Below are 18,582 nucleotides of genomic sequence, written 5' to 3' on the forward strand. Positions count from 1 at the left end.
TACGCGCGGAGCGGCGCTGGTTATTTGCGGGTGAACCCTGAACGGAGGCCGGACATGCATGCGAAGAATCCCCTGAAGCCCCTCGCGACGCGGCGCACTTTCCTCAAGCAATCCCTGCTGGCCGGCGGCGTCGCCGTGGCACCGCTCATCGTGCCCGCCAGCGTGCTCGGTCGCGGCGGTAGCGTGGCGCCGAGCAACCGCATCACGCTCGGTGGCATCGGCATTGGCCCGCGTGGCCGCCAGGTGCTGGCGTCGATGCTCGCCGAGCAGGACGTGCGTTATGTCGCCACGTGCGATGTGCAGGCGTCGATGCGGGCGTCGGTCAAGGCGATGGCCGACGAGCATTATGGCAACAAGGACTGCGCGACGTACCGCGATCTGCGCGAACTCATCGCGCGGCCGGACATCGACGCCGTGCTGATTGCCACCGGTGATCGCTGGCACGCGCTGGGTTCGATCCTCGCGGCGAAGGCGGGCAAGGATGTCTACAGTGAAAAACCCTGCGGCATCACCATTGGTCAATGCCAGGCGCTGTCGGATGTCGTGCGCCGCACCGGCCGCGTGTTCCAGGCCGGCACGCAGCGGCGGAATGTACCGAACTTTCAATTCGCCGTTCACCTCGCGCGCAGCGGGAAGCTCGGGCGCCTGCACACGATGCACGCGTCAATCTACAAGCTGGAGTGCAACTACAGCTGGCTGCCCGCGGAGCCGGAACCGCCGAAGGACCTGATCGATTGGGATATGTGGCTCGGGCCGAGCCCGTGGCGTCCGTTCAACCGATCCTACGTCGTGGATCGGCGGTGGCGGGGCTATTACGATTTCGATTCCGGGGCCAAGCTCCTCGACTGGGGCGCGCATACGGTCGACATCTGCCAATGGGCGAATGACGCCGACGCCACCACGCCGGTCGAGTACGAGCCGGACGGCGGCACGATTTACGCGCGTTACGCGAATGGCGTTAAGCTCGTGCTGCGACCCGAAGGCTGGATCGGCCAGCCCGCGGCGGCGGCAGGTGCGGCGAATTTCGCCGTCGGATCGACCGGCACCTGTCCGGTGCGCTTTGAAGGTGACGAGGGCTGGGTCGAGACCGGCGACAACGGTTCGGTCGAACTGCATCCGGCGTCGCTGCGCGCGGAGTGGCGCGCCTTCACGATGCGCGGCACGGATCCCGCGCAGCACACGCGCGAGTTTCTCGACTGCGTGAAATCGCGCGGACTCCCCGCGGCGAACTTCAAGGTGATGCGGCACTCCCATCTCGCGTGTCACGCCGCGGCGATCGCCTGGCAACTCGGCCGCAAGGTCCGGTTCGATCCGGTCCGCGAGGAGTTCGCCGGCGACGAGCAGGCCAATCGCATGCGCACCCGGGCCATGCGCGAACCCTGGCACGTGTGAGCCCGCCAGCGGGCTTTCCGTCCTGCGACGCTGATTCACGGCGTCACCACCTTTCCCCTACGCCCGTTTTCCTGGTCCCATGAAATGCCGTGCCTCCCTTTTCCTCCTCGCTGGCCTTGGCGCGCTGTTCGTATCGCGCGGCGCGGCGGCGAGCCCCGACCCCGCGCAGACGCGCCAGTTGCTGACGGTGGTGACCTCGGCCGCGCCGGTCGCGGAACGCGCGCGGGCGCTGCAGCAACTCGCCCTCGTGGCGACTCCGGACGCGGTGCCGGCGCTCGCGGCGTTGCTCGGTGACGAACAGCTCGGCCAGTACGCGCGCGACGGACTTGAGCTGATCCCCGGTGAAGCGGCGGCGGCGGCCTTGCGGGCGGCGCTGGGCACCTTGCAGGGCAACGCGCTCGTCGGCGTGGTGAATTCCCTCGGGTTGAAACGCGATCCGGGAGCGGTCGAAGCGCTGCGGCGGCTGGGCACCGAACGCGGTGCGGTGGCGGCACCGGCGGCGTTGCTGGCGCTGGGCCGGATTGGGACGCCCGAGGCGACGCGCGCGCTCGAGCAGGTGCTGAGCGGCGGCCCGGCCGAATTGCGGCCCGCGGCGGCGGAGAGTTTGATTTTGTGTGCGGATCGGGCGCTGCAGGACGGACTGCCGGCGGTGGCGCGGACGTGGCTGACAGCGGTGAGGCAGGCGGACGTGCCGGCGCCGCTGCGGCTCACAGCGACGCGCGGGCTCATCTTGGCGGGCGGACCGGAAGGCCGGGCGTTGCTGCTGGAGCAACTGCGTTCCGGCAAGTCCGAACAGGTCGGAATGGCGTTGCGCACGCTGCGCGATCTGCCGGATGCCGGCACGACGTCCGCGTTGGTGGGAGCACTCGATGGGCTGGAGCCGCCGTTGCAGCCGCTCGTGCTGCGCGCGCTGGTGGATCGCGGGGGCGACGGGGTGTTACCGGCCGTGGAGAGCCGGGCCGCGACTGGTACCGGAGAAATTCAAGTCGAGGCATTGCACGGCCTCGGCCGGATCGGACGCGCGTCGAGCGTGCCGATCCTGCTCAACGTCGTGCGCACGTCATCCAGCGACGCCGCCGTCAGTGCGGCGCTCGCGGCCCTCGCGCGCATCGAGGCGGCGGATACGGCGGCGCGGATACTCGCGTTGCTGCCGGCGGTCGAGCCGGCGCTGCGGGTGCGGTTGATTGCGGTGCTGGGCGAGCGCAAGGCCGTCGAGGCGAACGGCGAACTCCTGCGACTGGCCGGCGGCACGGATGCCGCGGTGGCGCAGGCGGCGTGGCGCGCGCTCGGGCTCAGTGCGACGCCCGCGGATCTCCCGTCATTGATCCGACTGGCGGTCACGGCACGCGACGATGCGGAACGGACGCTCGCGGACCGCGCGATCGTGACCACCGCGATGAAGCTGCTCGAGCCCGGCCGGCGCGCCGACGCCGTGCTCAGCGCCTTTCGCGCCGCGACTGATCCGGTGGAGAAGGCGGCGTTGTTGCGGCCGTTGGGCGCGATCCTCCGTACGATGGGCGGCAGTCATGAGGCGTTTTTCGCGGTGCGGGAGTCACTCAAGGATCAGGCCGCTGGCGTCCGCGACGCGGCCGTGAGCTGCCTGGCAGACTGGCCGGATGCGTCCCCGACGACGACGTTGCTCGAACTCGCCTTGAAACCCGCGACGCCGCCCGCGCAACGGGAGATCGCCCTGCGCGGTGCCGTGCGGCTCGCGACGGCGGTGGCGGCGGGACGCGAGCGTTCGCCGCTGAACGCCCACGCGGTTCTCGTGCAGGCAAACCAGGCAGTGCGCACCGACGCGGAGAAGATGATGATCGTGTCCGCGCTCGGCAGTCTGCGGCATCCCGAGGCGGTGACGATGTTGCGGCCGTACCTCGACGATCCCGCCGTGCAGACCGAGGCCCGTCTCGCGCTCGTGCAAGTGGCGCAGGCGCTCGGCGGCGCGAAAGAACCCGGAGAACTGCGGCGGCTGTTGGAGCAGATTGCAGTGAAGGATGCGGACGAGGACGTTCGGCGGCGGGCCGCGCGGCTCGCGAAGGGTGCTCCGGTAGTGGCGGCAAAGACGAAAGCCGGTGCGGGAACGGCTGCACCAGCGGCAAAATCGACGAGCGGGCTCTTCAACGGCACGGACCTCGTCGGCTGGAACGGCGATCCCGGTGTGTGGCGCGTGCGCGACGGCTCGATCGTCGGCGGCTCGATGCTCGGGAATCCGCGCAACGAGTTTCTCGCGTTCGGCCGGACGCTGAAGAATTTTGTGGTGCGCCTCGAGTACCGGATCGTCGGCACGGAAGGCTTCATCAATGGCGGCGTGCAGGTGCGGAGCGTCCGCATCGCCCAGCCGCCGAACGAAATGAGCGGCTACCAGGCCGACATCGGCGCGGGGCATTCGGGCTGTTTGTACGACGAATCGCGGCGCAAGAAATTCCTCGCTCGCGGCACCGAGGAACAGATCAAGCGTCTCGAGAAACCCGGCGAGTGGAACCGTTACGAGATCCGCTGCGACGGACCGCGCGTGGAAATCTCGCTCAACGGCGAGCGGACCGTCGCGTACACCGAGGACGATGCGAGCGTGGCGGCCGAGGGACTGCTGGCGTTACAGATTCACGGGAACTGCAAGGCCGAGATCGCGTTTCGGAATCTGCACCTCGAGGAGCTACAGTGAGCCTGAAGACGTCACGACGGCCTTCCGGACGTGGACCGCGGGCACGGTTCGTGGGGCTCGCGCTGCTGGCCGCGACCGGCGGATGGGCCGCGACCTTTCCGAAGCCCGAACCTGAGCGCCAGTTTGCCGAGCTCAAAGTCTACGATGCTGCGGGCCGGCCGTGGCGCGCCGCGGTGGAGGACTGGGCGGGCGCGCGGCAGCGAGTCGCGGCGGATCCGGCCTGGGCGCAGTGGTTGCAGAAGGAGCGCGACGCCGTGGACCGCTGGAGCGCGAAGCATCGCGATCGCGTTTCCTGGATCGCCGGCTGGTCGCATGATGGCGTGAGCCCGAAGGACGGGTCGCGTGTGACGTGGGACGAACGCATCCCGCGAGAGGAAGTCAGCCATTTTTCCAGTCCGTCCGATCCGAAGATTGAGATCACGCCCAAGCTGCACGCGTGGTGGGTGGTGTCGTTTCGCGACCGGCACGTCGAGACGCTGGTGCGAGCGGCGCGGTTGTTTCGCCTGACCGGCGAGACGCGGTATGCGACGTGGGTGTCCGGGCAGATTGATTTCTATGCGGACAACTTTCTGCAGTGGGAACCGCAGCGGCCCGGACACCAGGCGCGGCTTTTCTGGCAGACGCTCACCGAGGCGACGAATCTCGTGAAGTTTGCCGAGGCCGTGCGGCTCCTCGGCGACGCGGTGCCCGCGGCGCAACGCGAGCGGTGGCGCGAGCAATTCTTTACGCCCGAGGTGCAGGCATTGAACGCGAATTTCCAGAGTATCCACAACATCGCGACGTGGCAGCGCTGCGCGGTCGCGCAGGTCGCGCTGCTCTTCGGCGACGAGCCGATGTGGCGGGCGGCGCTGGATGGACCGTTTGGCTTGCGGCGGCAGATGGCGGAGGGAATTACGAGCGATTACCTCTGGCACGAGCAGTCGCTTGGCTACAACGCGTACGTCGTGCGGGCGGTGATGTCGCTGTTCACGGCGGCGGGTTTGCAGGGGCGCGCGGCCGAGCTGGCACCGGAAATGGCCACGGCGGAAAACCTCATGCTCGCGCCGCTCTACCTGCGTTTCCCGAACGGCTTTCTGCCGAATCCGGCGGACAGCGGCGGACTCAGCCAGGCACCGAACCGGGAGTTGTTTGCCGAGACGTATCGCGTGTTTCCGACGACGCTGGGCCTCGAGGAGGCGGCCGGTCGGCGCGATTGGAACACGTTGCTCGATCCGCCGCCGGCGTCACCGCATCGGTTCACGCTGCCGCCCGTGGCCAGCCGGAATCTGGCGTCGAGCCGCATGGCCGTGCTGCGCGAGGGCGGCTGGCAGGTGTTCGTGCATTACGGGCAGCTCACGAAATCGCACAGCCAGAGCGAGGCGCTGAATTATTCCGCTGCCTTCGGGGAGACGGATATCACGCACGATCCGGGCACGGTGGGTTATGGCTCGCCGCTGTACCGGGGCTACTACACGCGCGGGCTCAATCACAACGTGCCGCTCGTCAACGGCGAGGGCCAGACGCCGCCCCAGGCCGGCGTGCTTGAGTCGTTTTCCGCGCAGCCGCCGCGGGTGGCGGTGGCCCAGCCCGCCTATCGGGCGGAGGCGCGGGCGGCGCGGACGTTGGCGATTGAGGGCGGGGCGCTGGTCGATCGCAGCAGCGTTGAAAGCAAGAAGGGCGCGCAACGGCTCGGGCAGGCGTTGCACCTGCAGGGTCGGGTGCGGTTGTCGGCGGAATTCGCGCCGGCGTCGGATTTTGCGCCGGGCCGGCCTGACTCGTTCGGGCACTGGCGGGACGTGCGGGCGGCGTCGTTCACGGACCGGGCCGAGCTTGTTGTCGACTACGGGAAGGGCGTCGTGATGCGCGTGACGGTGACCGCGCCGGGGGCGTTTCGGCTGTGGCACGGGTCGTCGCCCGATGTGCCGCCGCGCCGGCGCGAGAGCCTCTATCTGGAACTTGCGGAGCCGGCGGAGCGGGCGGCGTTCACGACGACATTTGCGCCGGTGAACGAGTAAACCCCATCGCCCCAACCTCCTGCACTTAACCGCGGATGGCGCGGATTTGGCGGATAGGCGAAGCGTCCGCGTTGTCAGCAAAATCCGGGGTCGATGGGATGGTGAGGATCCGAGTGAAAGGGAGAAGAGCACCGTCCGGTTGGTCTAATCGCGGTGGGGCTGGCGATGCACCGGGCTCATGAGTGTCGCGTTTGGTTACAGCCGTGACCCCGGGGATTTCCCGGGTGCGCGGACCGTTATTTGCGCGGTGGTGGCAGAATTGCGTCGGCTGCGCTTACATTTTTGGGCCGCGCGGAGATTACGCAGGTGAAAAATCTGAATTGGGTAAGGCGCGAGCTCACACCATCTAGCCGCGGTGTTAACGAGCTTTTCACAAGTCGGCACGTCGCGTGCAGAAGTGAAGGGGAAAACGGTCACTTTCATTCCTCCTTCTTCATTCCCGACCGCGCTCAACCCTACCCGCGATGGACTCCTCCAATAACTTCACGCTTCACGTCCTGGATTCCCTTTGTGCGTTGTCGCCTGAGGATCAGCCCCGGGCGCTCCATGATCTGATCGCCCGGCCGATCAAGACGCTCTCCATCTATAGGATCCTCGAACTGCGGAGCGCGATCGCTTCCGGACTGGATCCCGAACTGCCCATGGTGTCGGCCGCGCTCGATTTGATCGACGGCCAGATCGCGTTGCGCGACATCGGCGGCGACGCGGATTGGCGTTGAGCGGGTGATTTTGAGGCGCGGCGACCGGGTGACGGTTGCCGCGTCGGGTTAGGGCCGCCGGTTTTCCGGCCGGTCGATGCTTGCGGGCGCGGGGACCGTGCGACATGCCAGAGATCGTGTCCGTCTCGAATCAGCCCCCGCGAGAAACCCACGCGTTGTGGAGCCTGCTGTTCCGCAATCGGGAGGCCGCGCAGCGGGGAGTGCGGGCGGGGGTCGTGGCGAGATATGTAGAGGATCCCGAAGCGTTCAAAAGCGCGATCGAGATTGTAATTCTCACCATCGCCGAAGAGGGGCACCTGGCTTTGGTGGGTAGGGCACAAGGAAAGCGGGTGGTTTCGGAGACATCATCGCCTCCAGCCAAGGGGATATTCCTAGAAAGCGTTACTTGGAATGAAACGCCAATACCTGCCCGACGCCATTGGATTTCCGAAAAAGGTTCGGCAGTGACGGCAATTTTTGAAACTCAGCTGGGAGATGTGACCGGTGAATTTCGTCGAATGGTAGATGCGGATCTCGTTGAGGTTGATCGATTGTTCAACGGCTCGACCGAATCGCAGCCAGAAGCACGACGGAAGACACGAACTGAGAAAGCGACGCCAGAAGCGCCGCCCGTCGCCCCGGCGCAGGCCGCTTCGGTGGGACTTCCTTTTGCGGCCCTGCGCGAAACCGCTGTATCCGCGGCGGTGCGACAGATGCTGGATCGCGCGGCCGAAGGAGCCGGGCGCGCCGGCGGACCGGCGATCCTGACGAGTGAGCACCTGCTCGACGGCGTGCTGGGCGTGGGGGCGGGTGATCTCGCCCGCAGCGCCTCCGGCGCTGATCCGGGTGCGGCGGGAAACTTTGTCCAACTGCTGAACGCGCGCAGCGAAGCCTTCGTTCGCTCCCGGATCGATCCGCTCGCACCGGACCTTGAAACGCCGCGGCCTGACGTGAGCGTGGCCGCGGACGTGCAGGCGATCCTTGCCCGCGCCCGCGAACTGGCGGAAGCCACGGGACAGGCGGACCAACGCATCGCCGGCCGCCATCTGATCGTGGCGTTGCTCGACACGCGGGCGCCGGATGGCGGACGCAGCGAGGCGGTGCAGGCGCTCGCAGACGGAGGCTTCGATCTCAGGCAGGTGCGCGCAGATTTTCTCCGCGGACTGATTGAGCGCGGTCCGGAGGCCGAGCGGACGGCGTGGGGCCGGGTGAGCGCGGCGGCACCTGCGGCGGATCAGCGGGCTTGGCTGCCGGCGTTCAATGCCGATCTGGCGAGCGGCGAGGACAAGCTGGACATGACGCCCGACATCGAGGCGATGGCCAGTCTCATTGTTTCGAATACACTGAACCCGCCGCTCTCGATCGGGCTCTTTGGCAACTGGGGTTCCGGAAAAAGCTTCTTCATGCAGAAGCTCCGGAAGCGCATCGGCGAACTCGCCGGCGGCCGGGATGACGGCAGCCGCAGCGTGTACTGGCCGAACGTCGTGACGGTGGAGTTCAACGCGTGGCACTTCGTCGACGCGAACCTGTGGGCAAGCCTGGTCGCGCATCTTTTTGGCGAGCTCCAGCGCTGGGGCCGAGAGGATGCCAGCATTGCGGCCACGGTGAAGCAGCAGAAGAAGGATGCGCTCGAGCAATTGAAGGTGGCCAGCGAGGCGCGCGATGCGGCGCGGGAGAAACTCCTCGAGGCGACGCGCGTGCTCGACGAGGCGCAGAAGAAACATCGTGCGGCGACCGGCGCGCTCGAGGCCGACAACAAGGCGCTGAGCGTGCAGCTGGCGCGGAATCTCTGGGCCGAGATCGGAGCGAATCCGGAGCTCACGCGCCAGGTGGCGGAGGCGCGCCGGCAGTTGAGCAACAGCCGGCTTGCAGCGAGCGAATCCCTGGAGTCCGTCGAACGGCTCCATCACCAGATCAAGCAACTCGGTGAAACCGGCGGGCGGTTGCGCGCCACGGGCTGGACCATGCTGCACGGCAGCGGCCGCTGGGTCGCGCTGGCGTGGCTCCTGGGTGGGACCGGACTGGCGCTGCTGCTCGGCCTCAGGGAGCCGGGCAAAATGGATTTCGGCCCGGTGGCGAGCGTGGTCGCGCAGGTGGCGGCGATTGTCATCGCCGGTGCCGACTGGGTCACACGCAGTGCCCGCAACGTGAGCGGTCTGCTCGTGCCGCTCGAGGGCGCGCGCAAGGCCATTGAGGCGGCGTATCAGAAAGTCAGTGACGATCGCGACGAGCAGGTCGCAAGACTCAAGGGCCAGGTCGATGCGTCGATGGCCCAGGTGACCGTGGCCGTGCAGACGCTCGCGAAGGCGGAGCAGGCGGTCGCGGCCGCGGAGGCGCTCGTGCGGGAAGCCACCACGGCCCGCATGATCAGCCGGTTCATCGAGAGCCGGGCGGGCAGCGAGGACTACCGCCGGCACCTGGGCATCGTCTCCACGATTCGCGAGGACTTCGATCACCTCAGCAAACTGATCTCCGCGCATAACGCGGCGGTGCTGGAAACAGCGGCGACCTCGTCCGCGGCGTCCAACGTCGAGTCGAACGTGGCTCCGCCGTCGCTCCCCGCCGCCGCGGGCACCACCGATCTCGGCATCAACCGCATCGTGCTCTTCATCGATGACCTCGACCGGTGTCCGCCGGCGCGCGTCGTCGAGGTGCTGCAGGCCATTCACCTCCTGCTGGCCTTTCCGCTGTTCGTGGTCGTGGTCGGCGTCGACTCCCGCTGGGTCGAACACTCGCTGACGATGGAATACCCGGAACTGCTGAAGCGGAACCAGGCGGCCGGGGCCAACGGGGCGGGCGGCACCCCGGAGGGCGAGGATCGGTCGGCGCGACCGAGCGATTATCTCGAGAAGATTTTTCAGATTCCGTACCGGGTGCGCCGGCTCGATGCCACCGGCTGTCGCGGCCTGATCGATGCGCTGGTCGCCGGTGATCGCGAGACCCCGCGCGTCACCCCGCAGGCAAATCCGGGCCGCCTGCCGCCGGCGCCGCCCCCGGCCGTGTTGCGGGGCGGGGAAGCGCTGGCACCTCGCGAGCTTCAGCCGCGGAGCGATCGCGCTGCGGTCGCCGGTGGAGCGGGGACAAAATCTCCGTTGAAGGTCGAGCCGGCTGCGGTGCGTGGCGACAGCGTGCCGCCGCGCATCGACGTCGCAGCGTTGCGGCTGACGGAGGGCGAAATCGTGACCATGAAGGCGCTCGCGTGGTTGATCGGGCGTTCGCCGCGGGCCACGAAGCGATTTGTGAACATCTACCGGCTGCTCAAGGCCGCGGTGCCGGCGGCCGAGCAGGAGGCGTTTCTCGCCGGTGGCTACGTCGTCCCGATGCTGCTGCTCGCGGCCGCCACCAAATCGCACGCGCTCGCCGCGGAACTGGCCGTGGAGCTGGCCAAGGTGGAGATGTCCGGGACGAGCCTGCGGGAGGTGCTGTCGCGTTTGAATGTGCGACTCGAGGAGGAGTCGCTGGCCAACTTCCTCGCCGCCCTGCGCCATCACGCCGACATCAAGCAGCCGGTGCTGGGCGTCGACGTCCCGCGCTGGCATCGGCGCGTCGCGCAATTCTCCTTCGAGGAAACGTCGCTCTGAGAGAGGGCGTGCGTGGGGGCGTGGGACGAGGGCCGACGCGCGCCCGGATTTTAGACAGAATGGACGGAATGGATCAGAATGGTGCGAGCACCGTCGGCGGAGGTCATCGTGTGACCTCACGCACTGCTCCGGCCTTGGCTCCATTCTGATCCATTCCGTCCATTCTGTCTAAAAACAAACCCGCCGTCCGGCATCGAGGGCGCGGACGGCGGGCTTCAGTGCGACCGATGAGGTTGGCCTCAACGCTATCGTCCGATTCATACCAATCGCTCTTTGCCTTTGGACTTTAGCCGTGGCTACGAGCGCCAGCGAGTGGCCGTTCGGCCACTCGCTGGCGCTCGTAGCCACGATCGATCCAGAAGTCCAAAAGCAAGGAGCGATTGGTATCAGATCACGTTTTCCGCCGCCTCGACGGGCGCGGGGACGAAGTCGGAGTACACGCGGAATTCCGTGCCGCCGATTTCGAAGTGCTCGTGACAGCCGAACTGGCCATCGTGGAGAATCGTCTGGTGGTGCAGCGGCGTATTATAGATCAGCCAGATGGCGCGCGGGTTTTCCCGCACGGACTGCGCGATGTTCTTCAAGGTCCGGGCGAGGACGACTTCGTTGAACGGATTATAAAGGAAGAAGACGGTTTCGTCGCCGCTGAACGCATGATCGGCCGCATCCGACTCGACCACCTCGATCGCGGCCGCGCCGGGATGCTTGCGTTGAAACAGCGTGGCGTTCTTCCGGGCCTGGCGGCAAAGCTGCGAGCAGAAATCAACGCCGACCACGCGCTTGAAACCGTGATCCGACGCCAGCAGCAGGACGCGGCCCTTGCCGCAGCCCAGATCGACAAACGCCCCGTTCTTCGGGAGCTGCAGGCGCTGCAGCAACTGCAAGAGCGGACGCGCGCGCGACGCCTGATAATGGACGGCGTGCGCCTTGTTGTCGGACGGCGTCTCAAATGAATCCACCTTCACCCAGCGCGTTGTCTCCGTCCCATGCTTCCAGTCGAAACCGAAATCGGCTACCACATTGTAGACGATCTTCAGCGTTCGCAGCAGGCCTTTCTCCTGCAGACTATGAACAAGCCAGTTGGCGGGATGCACGGGACGTGTAGTTTCGCCGCGAAGGATTTTGCAGCAAGGGATAATCTCGCTTTTGCGGCAGTTTTCTCACGGAAAAGTGAAGGGAAATCTTACACTTTCACCGCGTAAAAATGATGATCGATTTGCACAAAGCCCGCTGAGGCTCCCGCGTGGCGCGGCGGAGGCGGTCCGGTGCCGCGCCCCGATGCGGGCTCGACGCGCGCGCGCCGAGTGCATTCGATGCGGAATCCCCGCTCGCCCCCGTGAGCATCGACTTTTCCGATACATGAAACTCAGGACGTTTTTTCTCCGCGGCTGGCTGGGCTCGATGATGGTGGCGGGTGGGGTGGGGGCGGCATCCGCGCCGATTGAAGATGCGCAGGCACGGGCGGCACTGCCGGAATTCAAATACATCCCGGCCGCGGAACCCGGCGAACTGACCCGCGCCTCCGCGTTGAGTTCCGAGTCGTTTCGCGGGTGGTCGCGATCCCAGGGTGACAACGGCGCGCGACGTTACTCAGCGCTCACGCAGATTACGCGGGACAATGTGCGCGACCTCGAAGTGGCATGGACGTATCGGGCCGGCGATGGGGCGGCCAACATCCAGTGCACGCCCATCATCGTGGATGGACTGCTCTATGCCCCGACGCCCGGCCGCGCGATGGTGGCAATCGATGCCGCGACGGGCGTCGAACGCTGGCGCAAGCAGGTCGGCGATGGCGCGCGCGCCGGCCGCATCCAGGACGTGCCCGCCCGCCGGGGATTGGTGTACTGGCCGGGCGACGCGTCGAACGCCCCGCGGATTCTCTTCGGATCGGGCGACTGGATTCACGCGGTCAACCCGAAGACCGGCGAATCGTTGCGTCAGTTCGGCGACGGCGGCCGCGCGCCGATTCCCACCGGGGCCACGGCCAGCGGCGCGATCTACCGGCACGTCTTCGTGACGGCCGGCGTGAGCGGGGACATCTACGGCTTCGATGTCCGCACCGGAAAAACGCTGTGGCGCTTTCACTCGGTTGCGCGCGGGGAGGAATTTGGCGCCGACACCTGGGACGGTCCGCAGGCGGGCGCGAATGGCTGGAGCGGACTCTCGCTCGACGACGATCGCGGCATCGCGTTTGTCGCCCTCGGCGCGCCGCGCCCCGACATGGTCGGCGTGGGCCGGCTCGGCGACAATCTCTTCAGCAATTGCGTGCTTGCGATCGATGTCCTGACTGGCCGCCGGCTCTGGCATTTTCAGGACGTGCGCCACGATATCTGGGATCTCGATGTGTGCGCGCCGCCGAATCTCGTCACAATCACCAAGGACGGCCAGCGTATCGATGTCGTCACGTGCATGGCGAAATCCGGCCACCTCTTCGTGCTCGATCGGTTGAGCGGAAAACCGATTTTTCCCGTGCGGCTCCGGCGCGCACCGGTCTCGAAATTGCCGGGTGAGCGGACCTCGCCCTATCAGCCCGATCCGGAATTGCCCGAACCGCTTTCGCGCATGGAGTTCAACCCCGCGGACATCACCGATCGCACGCCCGAGGCGCGGGCGTTTGTGCAGAAGATCGTGGAGCGATCGAGCTATGGTTTCTTCGAGCCTTTCACCGAGGGGAAACCCACGCTCTATATCGGATCGCGCGGCGGTGCGGAATGGTCGGGCGCGGCGGTCGATGTGCCCACCGGGCGGCTCTATGTGACGTCGAACCGCTGGGTCTCGCGCATCACGGTGCTGACGAACAGCGATCGCGAGCGCGATCCGCGTTATCCGGCCACGGCGGGCGAGAAACACTACACGCTGCATTGCGCGGCGTGTCACGGGCCCACGCGCACGGGCGTCGGTATTGCGCCGCCGCTGGTCGGGCTGAAAACGCGGATGAACGACGCCGACGTGCTGGCGCTGCTCGCGGCGGGCCGCGGTGCGATGCCGGCGAATCTGATTCTCACGGCCGATGAAAAACGCGAGCTGCTCGACTATCTCTTCCGGCGCAACCAGCCGCCGTCCCGCGGTGCGGGCACCGCGGAAGCGTCGGACCGGCCGCAGTACGTCTTCGATGGCTTCGGCTTTCTGACGGACCACGAAGGCTATCCCGGCATCAAGCCGCCGTGGGGTTTGCTGAACTGCTATGACTTGAGCACGGGCAAGGCGCTGTGGCGCGTGCCGCTCGGCGAACTTGACGCGCTGACGAAGCAGGGCGTGCCGATCACGGGTTCGCAAACGCTCGGCGGGGCTTCGGTGACCGCCGGCGGCCTTGTGTTTGTGGCGGGCACGGAGGACGAGAAGTTGCGGGCGTTCGATGCAGACACCGGCAGGGAATTGTGGTCGGCGAAGCTGCCGTTTGCCGGCACCGCGGCGCCCGCCGTGTACGAAGCGGATGGACGACAATTCATCGTTATTACTTCGACGGGCGGCGGCCGGGTTGGTGGCGCGTCGGGTCCCGGTGACGCCTACGTCGCGTTTGCGTTGAAACGGCGGTGACGGACGGATCGCGCGGCGGTTCGATCAACCGTTGCGCGCAGCGGCGACGTAAGCGCATCGACGGGAAACGACTGCGAAGGCGTGCGCGCACTTGAGAAAAAATGCGTGCGAATCTCTGCGCGTTTTTTGCGATGCAGCGTCTTTTTCCGGGCTTGAATCGCATCGCACGATCAGCGCGTGAAGCCATCGTAAAATCTCGGCGCGCGCAAAAACGTGTAAATTCCATCGACGTCTAAGTGTTGATATCCATGCGATAAACAACCTGCGGCGACTACGCAGCGGGCGGTTAAGTACCATTCTGAGTTTTGGTCGGAGGCAGGGGAGGCGAAGTGAAGGGCAATGAATTTGCTCTCCTTCTTTTCTCGCCGCGGGGCGGGTGGTGCAAACAGCGGGACGGGCGCATGCGCGCTCGCACTTCTCGCCCTGTCCCTCGCGCCATCGACGGGGTTGGCCGCGGCCGGCGCGGTCACCGTCGGGTCGAGCGTGACCCTGATTGCCACCTCGGATGGCAATCCGGCACCCACCTTCCAGTGGAAGAAGAATGGCAACGCCATCGCGGGTGCTACGTCGTTCACGTATGCGATTCCCGCCGTGACGACCGGCGACGCCGGCACCTACACGGTGGTCGCGACGAACTCGGTGGGTTCGGCCACGAGTCCGGATGAAGTGCTCGTGGTGGAGGCGGCGCCGACGGGATCCGCGCCAGTCATCACGACGCAGCCGATCGCTTCACAAACGGTCGCGACGGGTGCGACCGTGACGATCACGGCGGCCGCGTCCGGTTCGCCGGCCCCGACGTATCAGTGGTACAAGAACGGCTCCGCCATCACCGGCTGGACGACGGCCACGCTCACGCTCTCTGGCGTGTCCACCAACGACACCGCGACATTCTACGTCGTGGCGACGAATTCAGTGGGCACGGCGACGAGCTCGAATTCGGCGCTGACCGTCACCGCTCCGGTGCCGACGACGGTGGCCCCGGCCATTGCGACCCAGCCCGCGGCCAGCCAGACCGTGGTCGCCGGTGGTTCCGCGAGTTTCAACGTGAGTGCCACGGGCAACCCGTCGCCCACGTATCAATGGCGCAAGAACGGTTCCCCGATTTCCGGTGCGACGAACAGCACGTTGGCGCTCGCCGGACTGACGAGCGGCGACAGTGCCACGTACACGGTTGTTGCGACCAATTCCGCCGGCGTGGCCACGAGCAACGACGCGGTCCTTTCCGTCACGGCGGCTCCGCCGACCAGCACGGCCCCGGTGATCACCAGCCAGCCTGTCGCCAGCCAGTCGGTCACCGCGGGCGGCACTGTCACGATGGCTGTCGGCGCTTCGGGTTCGCCGGCCCCGACGTTCCAGTGGCGCAAGAACGGCGTCGCGCTTTCCGGTGCGACCAATGCCTCACTCTCGCTGGCGTTACTCACGGTGAACGACAGCGCGACCTACACGGTCCTCGTTTCAAACTCTGCCGGTTCCGTCACCAGCAATGGCTCGGCCCTCACGGTGAATCCCGCCGCGCCGACGACCGTGGCTCCGGCCATCACGACGCAGCCTGTCGCCAGCCAGTCCGCCCTCGTGGGCGCGACGGTCACGCTCACCGCGGCGGCTTCGGGTACGCCCGCGCCGACCTACCAGTGGCAGAAGAACAGCGTGCCGATGGCCGGTGCCACGACTGCCACGCTCACGCTCGCCGGTCTCGCCGTCAGTGACAGTGCGAGTTACCTGGTCGTGGCCACGAACTCCGCCGGTGCCGCCACCAGCAATGCCTCGGTCCTGACGGTGACCGCGCCGACGGTGGTGACGCCGCCGCCCCCGCCGCCGACATCATCCGGCGTTTCCTCCCCGCCGGTCATCACGCTGCAGCCGCAGCGCACCCAGACGGTCCTGGGTGGCACCACGGCCACGCTTACGGTGCAGGCCTCGGGCTCCCCGACGCCCACGTACCAATGGCGCAAGAATTCGGCGAGCATCGCCGGTGCGACCAGCGCGACGCTTTCGATTCGCGCGGTGACCTCGGCTGATGCGGCCACCTACTCGGTGATTGCCACCAACAGCGCGGGTGCCGTCGTCAGCGACAGCGCGACGCTCGTGGTCAATCTCGAGCCGGTGTTCACGGTCCAGCCCGCGTCCCAAGCCGTCATCTATGGTTCGACCGCCCGCTTCACCGCGTCGGCCGCGGCCATTCCTGGCCCGTCGTATCAGTGGCGCAAGAACGGTGCGCCGCTCGCCGGCGCCACGGCCTCGGTTCTCACCATCACGGGCGTCAGCGACGGCAATCTCGGCGACTACAGCGTTGTAGCCACGAATTCCCTCGGTGCCTCCACCAGCCAGGCGGCCACGCTCGTGGTCGCGGCCCCTCCGGTCATCACGCTGCAGCCCATCAGCCGCACGGTCACGACCAAGTCCAACGTCACCTTCTCCGTGAAGGCGTCCGGCACGCCGGCGCCGACGTATCAGTGGAAGAAGGACGGCGTCGCCATCGCCGGCGCGACCAGCGCGACGCTCGCGCTCAAGTCCGTTTCCCAGTCCGACTCCGGCAGGTACAGCGCCGACGCGACCAATGTCGCGGGCTGGGTGTCGAGCACGCGGGCGACGCTCTCGGTCGTCTACATGCCCGGGAAAAAGCCGACCGACGACGATGAGGGCGCCATCATCACCGTCGACGAACCGGTGGTCGTCGAAGTCGATCCGAAGGCCGCCTCCAGTCTGGTCAATCTCTCCGTGCGCGCCAACGCGGGCGAGGGCAGCGGCGGTCTCATCGTGGGCTTTGTCGTGGAAGGCACGGCGACCAAGGATGTGCTCATCCGCGGCGTCGGCCCCGCGCTTGCCAACTTCGGCGTCGCCAATGCGCTGCTGGATCCGCGCCTCGCCCTGTACTCGGGTGCCACGATCCTGGCGTCCAACGACGACTGGCTGACGAACGACAACGTGGCCTCGATTCTCCAGACCAGCGTGCAGGTGGGCGCGTTTGCGCTGCCCGCGCCGTCGGCCGACTCCGCACTGATGAGCCGGCTGTCGAATGGCGCCTACACGGTGGAACTCACCGGCAAGGCCGGCGCCGGCGTGGCCCTGGTCGAGGTGTACGACGCCCAGTCCGGCAACGGATCGCGGCTCGTGAATCTCTCCGTCCGCGCCCGCATCGGCTCTGGTGCCGACGCGCCGAGCGTGGGCTTCGTCATCGGCGGCACGAACGCGAAGCGCGTCATGCTGCGCGCCGTCGGCCCGACGCTGGCCGCGTTCGGCGTCACCGACGCGCTCGCCGACCCGCAGATCGAACTCTATCAAGGCGACACCCGCATCAGCGTGAACGACAACTGGGGCGGTGACGCCGAGCTCAGCGCGACGTTCAGCCGGGTCGGTGCCTTCGGCTTCTCGGACCCGACCAGCCGCGATGCGGTCATGGTCACCACGTTGGCGCCCGGAGCATACACGGTCATCGTGTCCGGCGTGAACGGATCCACTGGAACCGGGTTGGTGGAACTCTACGAGCTGCCTTAAGCAAATCGGGAATCCATCCTTCCGGACTCGAAGGGGAGCGGGCGCGCGAGCGCCCGCTCCTTTTTTTTCGACGTCCAGTTCCGGCGCTCCCGCCCCGACTGGACGAAGTGCGGAAGTTGAGCACCGTGCTCGCATGCAACTGACCGGCTTCCACCATCTCACGGCTGTCACCGCTGACGCGCCGCGCAATCACGCCTTCTACACTGGGACGCTCGGACTGCGTCTGGTGAAGAAGACCGTCAATCAGGACGACGTCTCCGCGTATCATCTGTTCTACGCCGACGGCCTGGCCTCGCCGGGCACCGACCTCACGTTCTTCGACTGGCCGGTGGCTCGCGAACGTCGCGGCACGCAGAGCATCGTCCGGACGGGACTACGGGTGGGCAGCACGGCGAGTCTCGCGTGGTGGCAGCAACGTTTCGCCACGAACGGAGTCACGCATCACGGCACCGTCGAACGCGACGGTCGCGCCACGCTGGACTTTGAGGATTTCGAGGGCCAGCGGCTCAGCTTGATCGCCGACGACACGCCCGGCCCGGTGCATCCCTGGGCAAAGAGTGCCGTGCCGGCGGAGCACCAGATTCGCGGCCTCGGCGCGATCACACTCAGCGTGCGCGACCTGCGGCCGACCGACGTGGTCCTGACTCAGGTCATGGCGATGCAGCACGTGCGGGAATACGTCGCGCCACGGGCGGGCGCCGACGCTGCGACGTCGACGTTTCACGTGTATCGCATGGGTGGAGACGGCCCGCAGGCGGAGTTGCACGTGCAGGTCGAGCCCGGCGCCAAACCGGCGTCGCAGGGCGCCGGCGGCGTGCATCACGTCGCATTTCGCACGCCGAACTTCCAGGAGTACGAGGCGTGGGCCGAGCGGCTCGCGAAACTCGGCATGCCGTCCAGCGGCCCCGTCGACCGGTTCTATTTCCGCAGCCTCTATTTCCGCGAGCCGAACGGCATCCTGTTCGAGATCGCGACGGACGGCCCGGGCTTCGCCGCGGACGAACCCATGGAAACCCTCGGTGAACGCCTCGCATTGCCGCCGTTCCTGGAGCCGCGCCGCGTCGCCATCGAACGCGGATTGAAACCGCTGGTCACCGCATAATCGAAGCACCCGTACCGTCCGAAACCGATTCCCCGCAACGTGCAACAGCCTGACCCCTTCCGGAAGATGACATGGGGCGGACAAGCGGGGCGCGAAGCGCCAGGCTGTCCGAGCTATGACA

9 protein-coding genes are annotated in these 18,582 nt (G+C 67.0%); 8 read left to right on the forward strand and 1 reads right to left on the reverse strand.

Annotated elements, in window-relative coordinates; all coding sequences use genetic code 11:
• Positions 1 to 54: 54 nt before the first annotated feature.
• From ACLJEU_RS03455 to ACLJEU_RS03475, 5 genes are all read left to right on the forward strand, one after another.
• Positions 55 to 1,392 (forward strand): Gfo/Idh/MocA family protein, encoded by a 1,338-nt coding sequence (locus ACLJEU_RS03455; RefSeq protein ID WP_414660967.1) that lies wholly within the window; start codon positions 55 to 57, stop codon positions 1,390 to 1,392.
• A gap of 79 nt (positions 1,393 to 1,471) precedes the next feature.
• The gene (locus ACLJEU_RS03460; protein WP_414660966.1) at positions 1,472 to 4,054 is read left to right on the forward strand and encodes a family 16 glycoside hydrolase; all 2,583 of its coding nucleotides are present in this window, start codon (positions 1,472 to 1,474) and stop codon (positions 4,052 to 4,054) included.
• A gap of 50 nt (positions 4,055 to 4,104) precedes the next feature.
• Positions 4,105 to 6,048: an alginate lyase family protein gene (locus ACLJEU_RS03465; RefSeq protein ID WP_414660965.1), complete on the forward strand. Its 1,944-nt coding sequence runs from the start codon at positions 4,105 to 4,107 to the stop codon at positions 6,046 to 6,048.
• Positions 6,049 to 6,512: 464 nt separating this feature from the next.
• Complete coding sequence (locus ACLJEU_RS03470; RefSeq protein WP_414660964.1) at positions 6,513 to 6,767, forward strand: hypothetical protein; 255 nt, start codon at positions 6,513 to 6,515, stop codon at positions 6,765 to 6,767.
• A gap of 635 nt (positions 6,768 to 7,402) precedes the next feature.
• Complete coding sequence (locus ACLJEU_RS03475; protein WP_414660963.1) at positions 7,403 to 10,327, forward strand: P-loop NTPase fold protein; 2,925 nt, start codon at positions 7,403 to 7,405, stop codon at positions 10,325 to 10,327.
• A gap of 386 nt (positions 10,328 to 10,713) precedes the next feature.
• On the opposite strand, the gene ACLJEU_RS03480 is transcribed toward ACLJEU_RS03475, so the two are convergent.
• Complete coding sequence (locus tag ACLJEU_RS03480) at positions 10,714 to 11,421, reverse strand: class I SAM-dependent methyltransferase (RefSeq protein ID WP_414660962.1); 708 nt, start codon at positions 11,419 to 11,421, stop codon at positions 10,714 to 10,716.
• 265 nt (positions 11,422 to 11,686) lie between these two features.
• Here ACLJEU_RS03480 and ACLJEU_RS03485 point away from each other — a divergent pair, with 265 nt between their 5' ends.
• The 3 genes from ACLJEU_RS03485 to ACLJEU_RS03495 all read left to right on the forward strand — a co-directional run bounded on the left by ACLJEU_RS03485 (position 11,687) and on the right by ACLJEU_RS03495 (position 18,461).
• Positions 11,687 to 13,864, forward strand: a complete 2,178-nt coding sequence (locus tag ACLJEU_RS03485; RefSeq protein ID WP_414660961.1) for an outer membrane protein assembly factor BamB family protein — start codon at positions 11,687 to 11,689, stop codon at positions 13,862 to 13,864.
• 339 nt (positions 13,865 to 14,203) lie between these two features.
• Complete coding sequence (locus tag ACLJEU_RS03490) at positions 14,204 to 17,359, forward strand: immunoglobulin domain-containing protein (RefSeq protein ID WP_414660960.1); 3,156 nt, start codon at positions 14,204 to 14,206, stop codon at positions 17,357 to 17,359.
• A gap of 133 nt (positions 17,360 to 17,492) precedes the next feature.
• Positions 17,493 to 18,461, forward strand: coding sequence for a ring-cleaving dioxygenase (locus tag ACLJEU_RS03495; protein WP_414660959.1), 969 nt, complete (start codon positions 17,493 to 17,495; stop codon positions 18,459 to 18,461).
• Positions 18,462 to 18,582 lie beyond the last annotated feature (121 nt).

Source organism: Terrisphaera buseokensis (assembly GCF_047521145.2).
In the GTDB taxonomy this organism is placed as follows: Bacteria; Verrucomicrobiota; Verrucomicrobiia; order Opitutales; family Opitutaceae; genus ER46.

What these genes read in the sequence shown, in the direction of transcription:
- ACLJEU_RS03455 (WP_414660967.1), top strand. Translation starts at nt 55, where the DNA reads ATGCATGCGAAGAATCCCCTGAAGCCCCTCGCGACGCGGCGCACTTTC.
- ACLJEU_RS03460 (WP_414660966.1), top strand. Translation starts at nt 1,472, where the DNA reads ATGAAATGCCGTGCCTCCCTTTTCCTCCTCGCTGGCCTTGGCGCGCTG.
- ACLJEU_RS03470 (WP_414660964.1), top strand. Translation starts at nt 6,513, where the DNA reads ATGGACTCCTCCAATAACTTCACGCTTCACGTCCTGGATTCCCTTTGT.
- ACLJEU_RS03485 (WP_414660961.1), top strand. Translation starts at nt 11,687, where the DNA reads ATGAAACTCAGGACGTTTTTTCTCCGCGGCTGGCTGGGCTCGATGATG.
- ACLJEU_RS03490 (WP_414660960.1), top strand. Translation starts at nt 14,204, where the DNA reads ATGAATTTGCTCTCCTTCTTTTCTCGCCGCGGGGCGGGTGGTGCAAAC.
- ACLJEU_RS03495 (WP_414660959.1), top strand. Translation starts at nt 17,493, where the DNA reads ATGCAACTGACCGGCTTCCACCATCTCACGGCTGTCACCGCTGACGCG.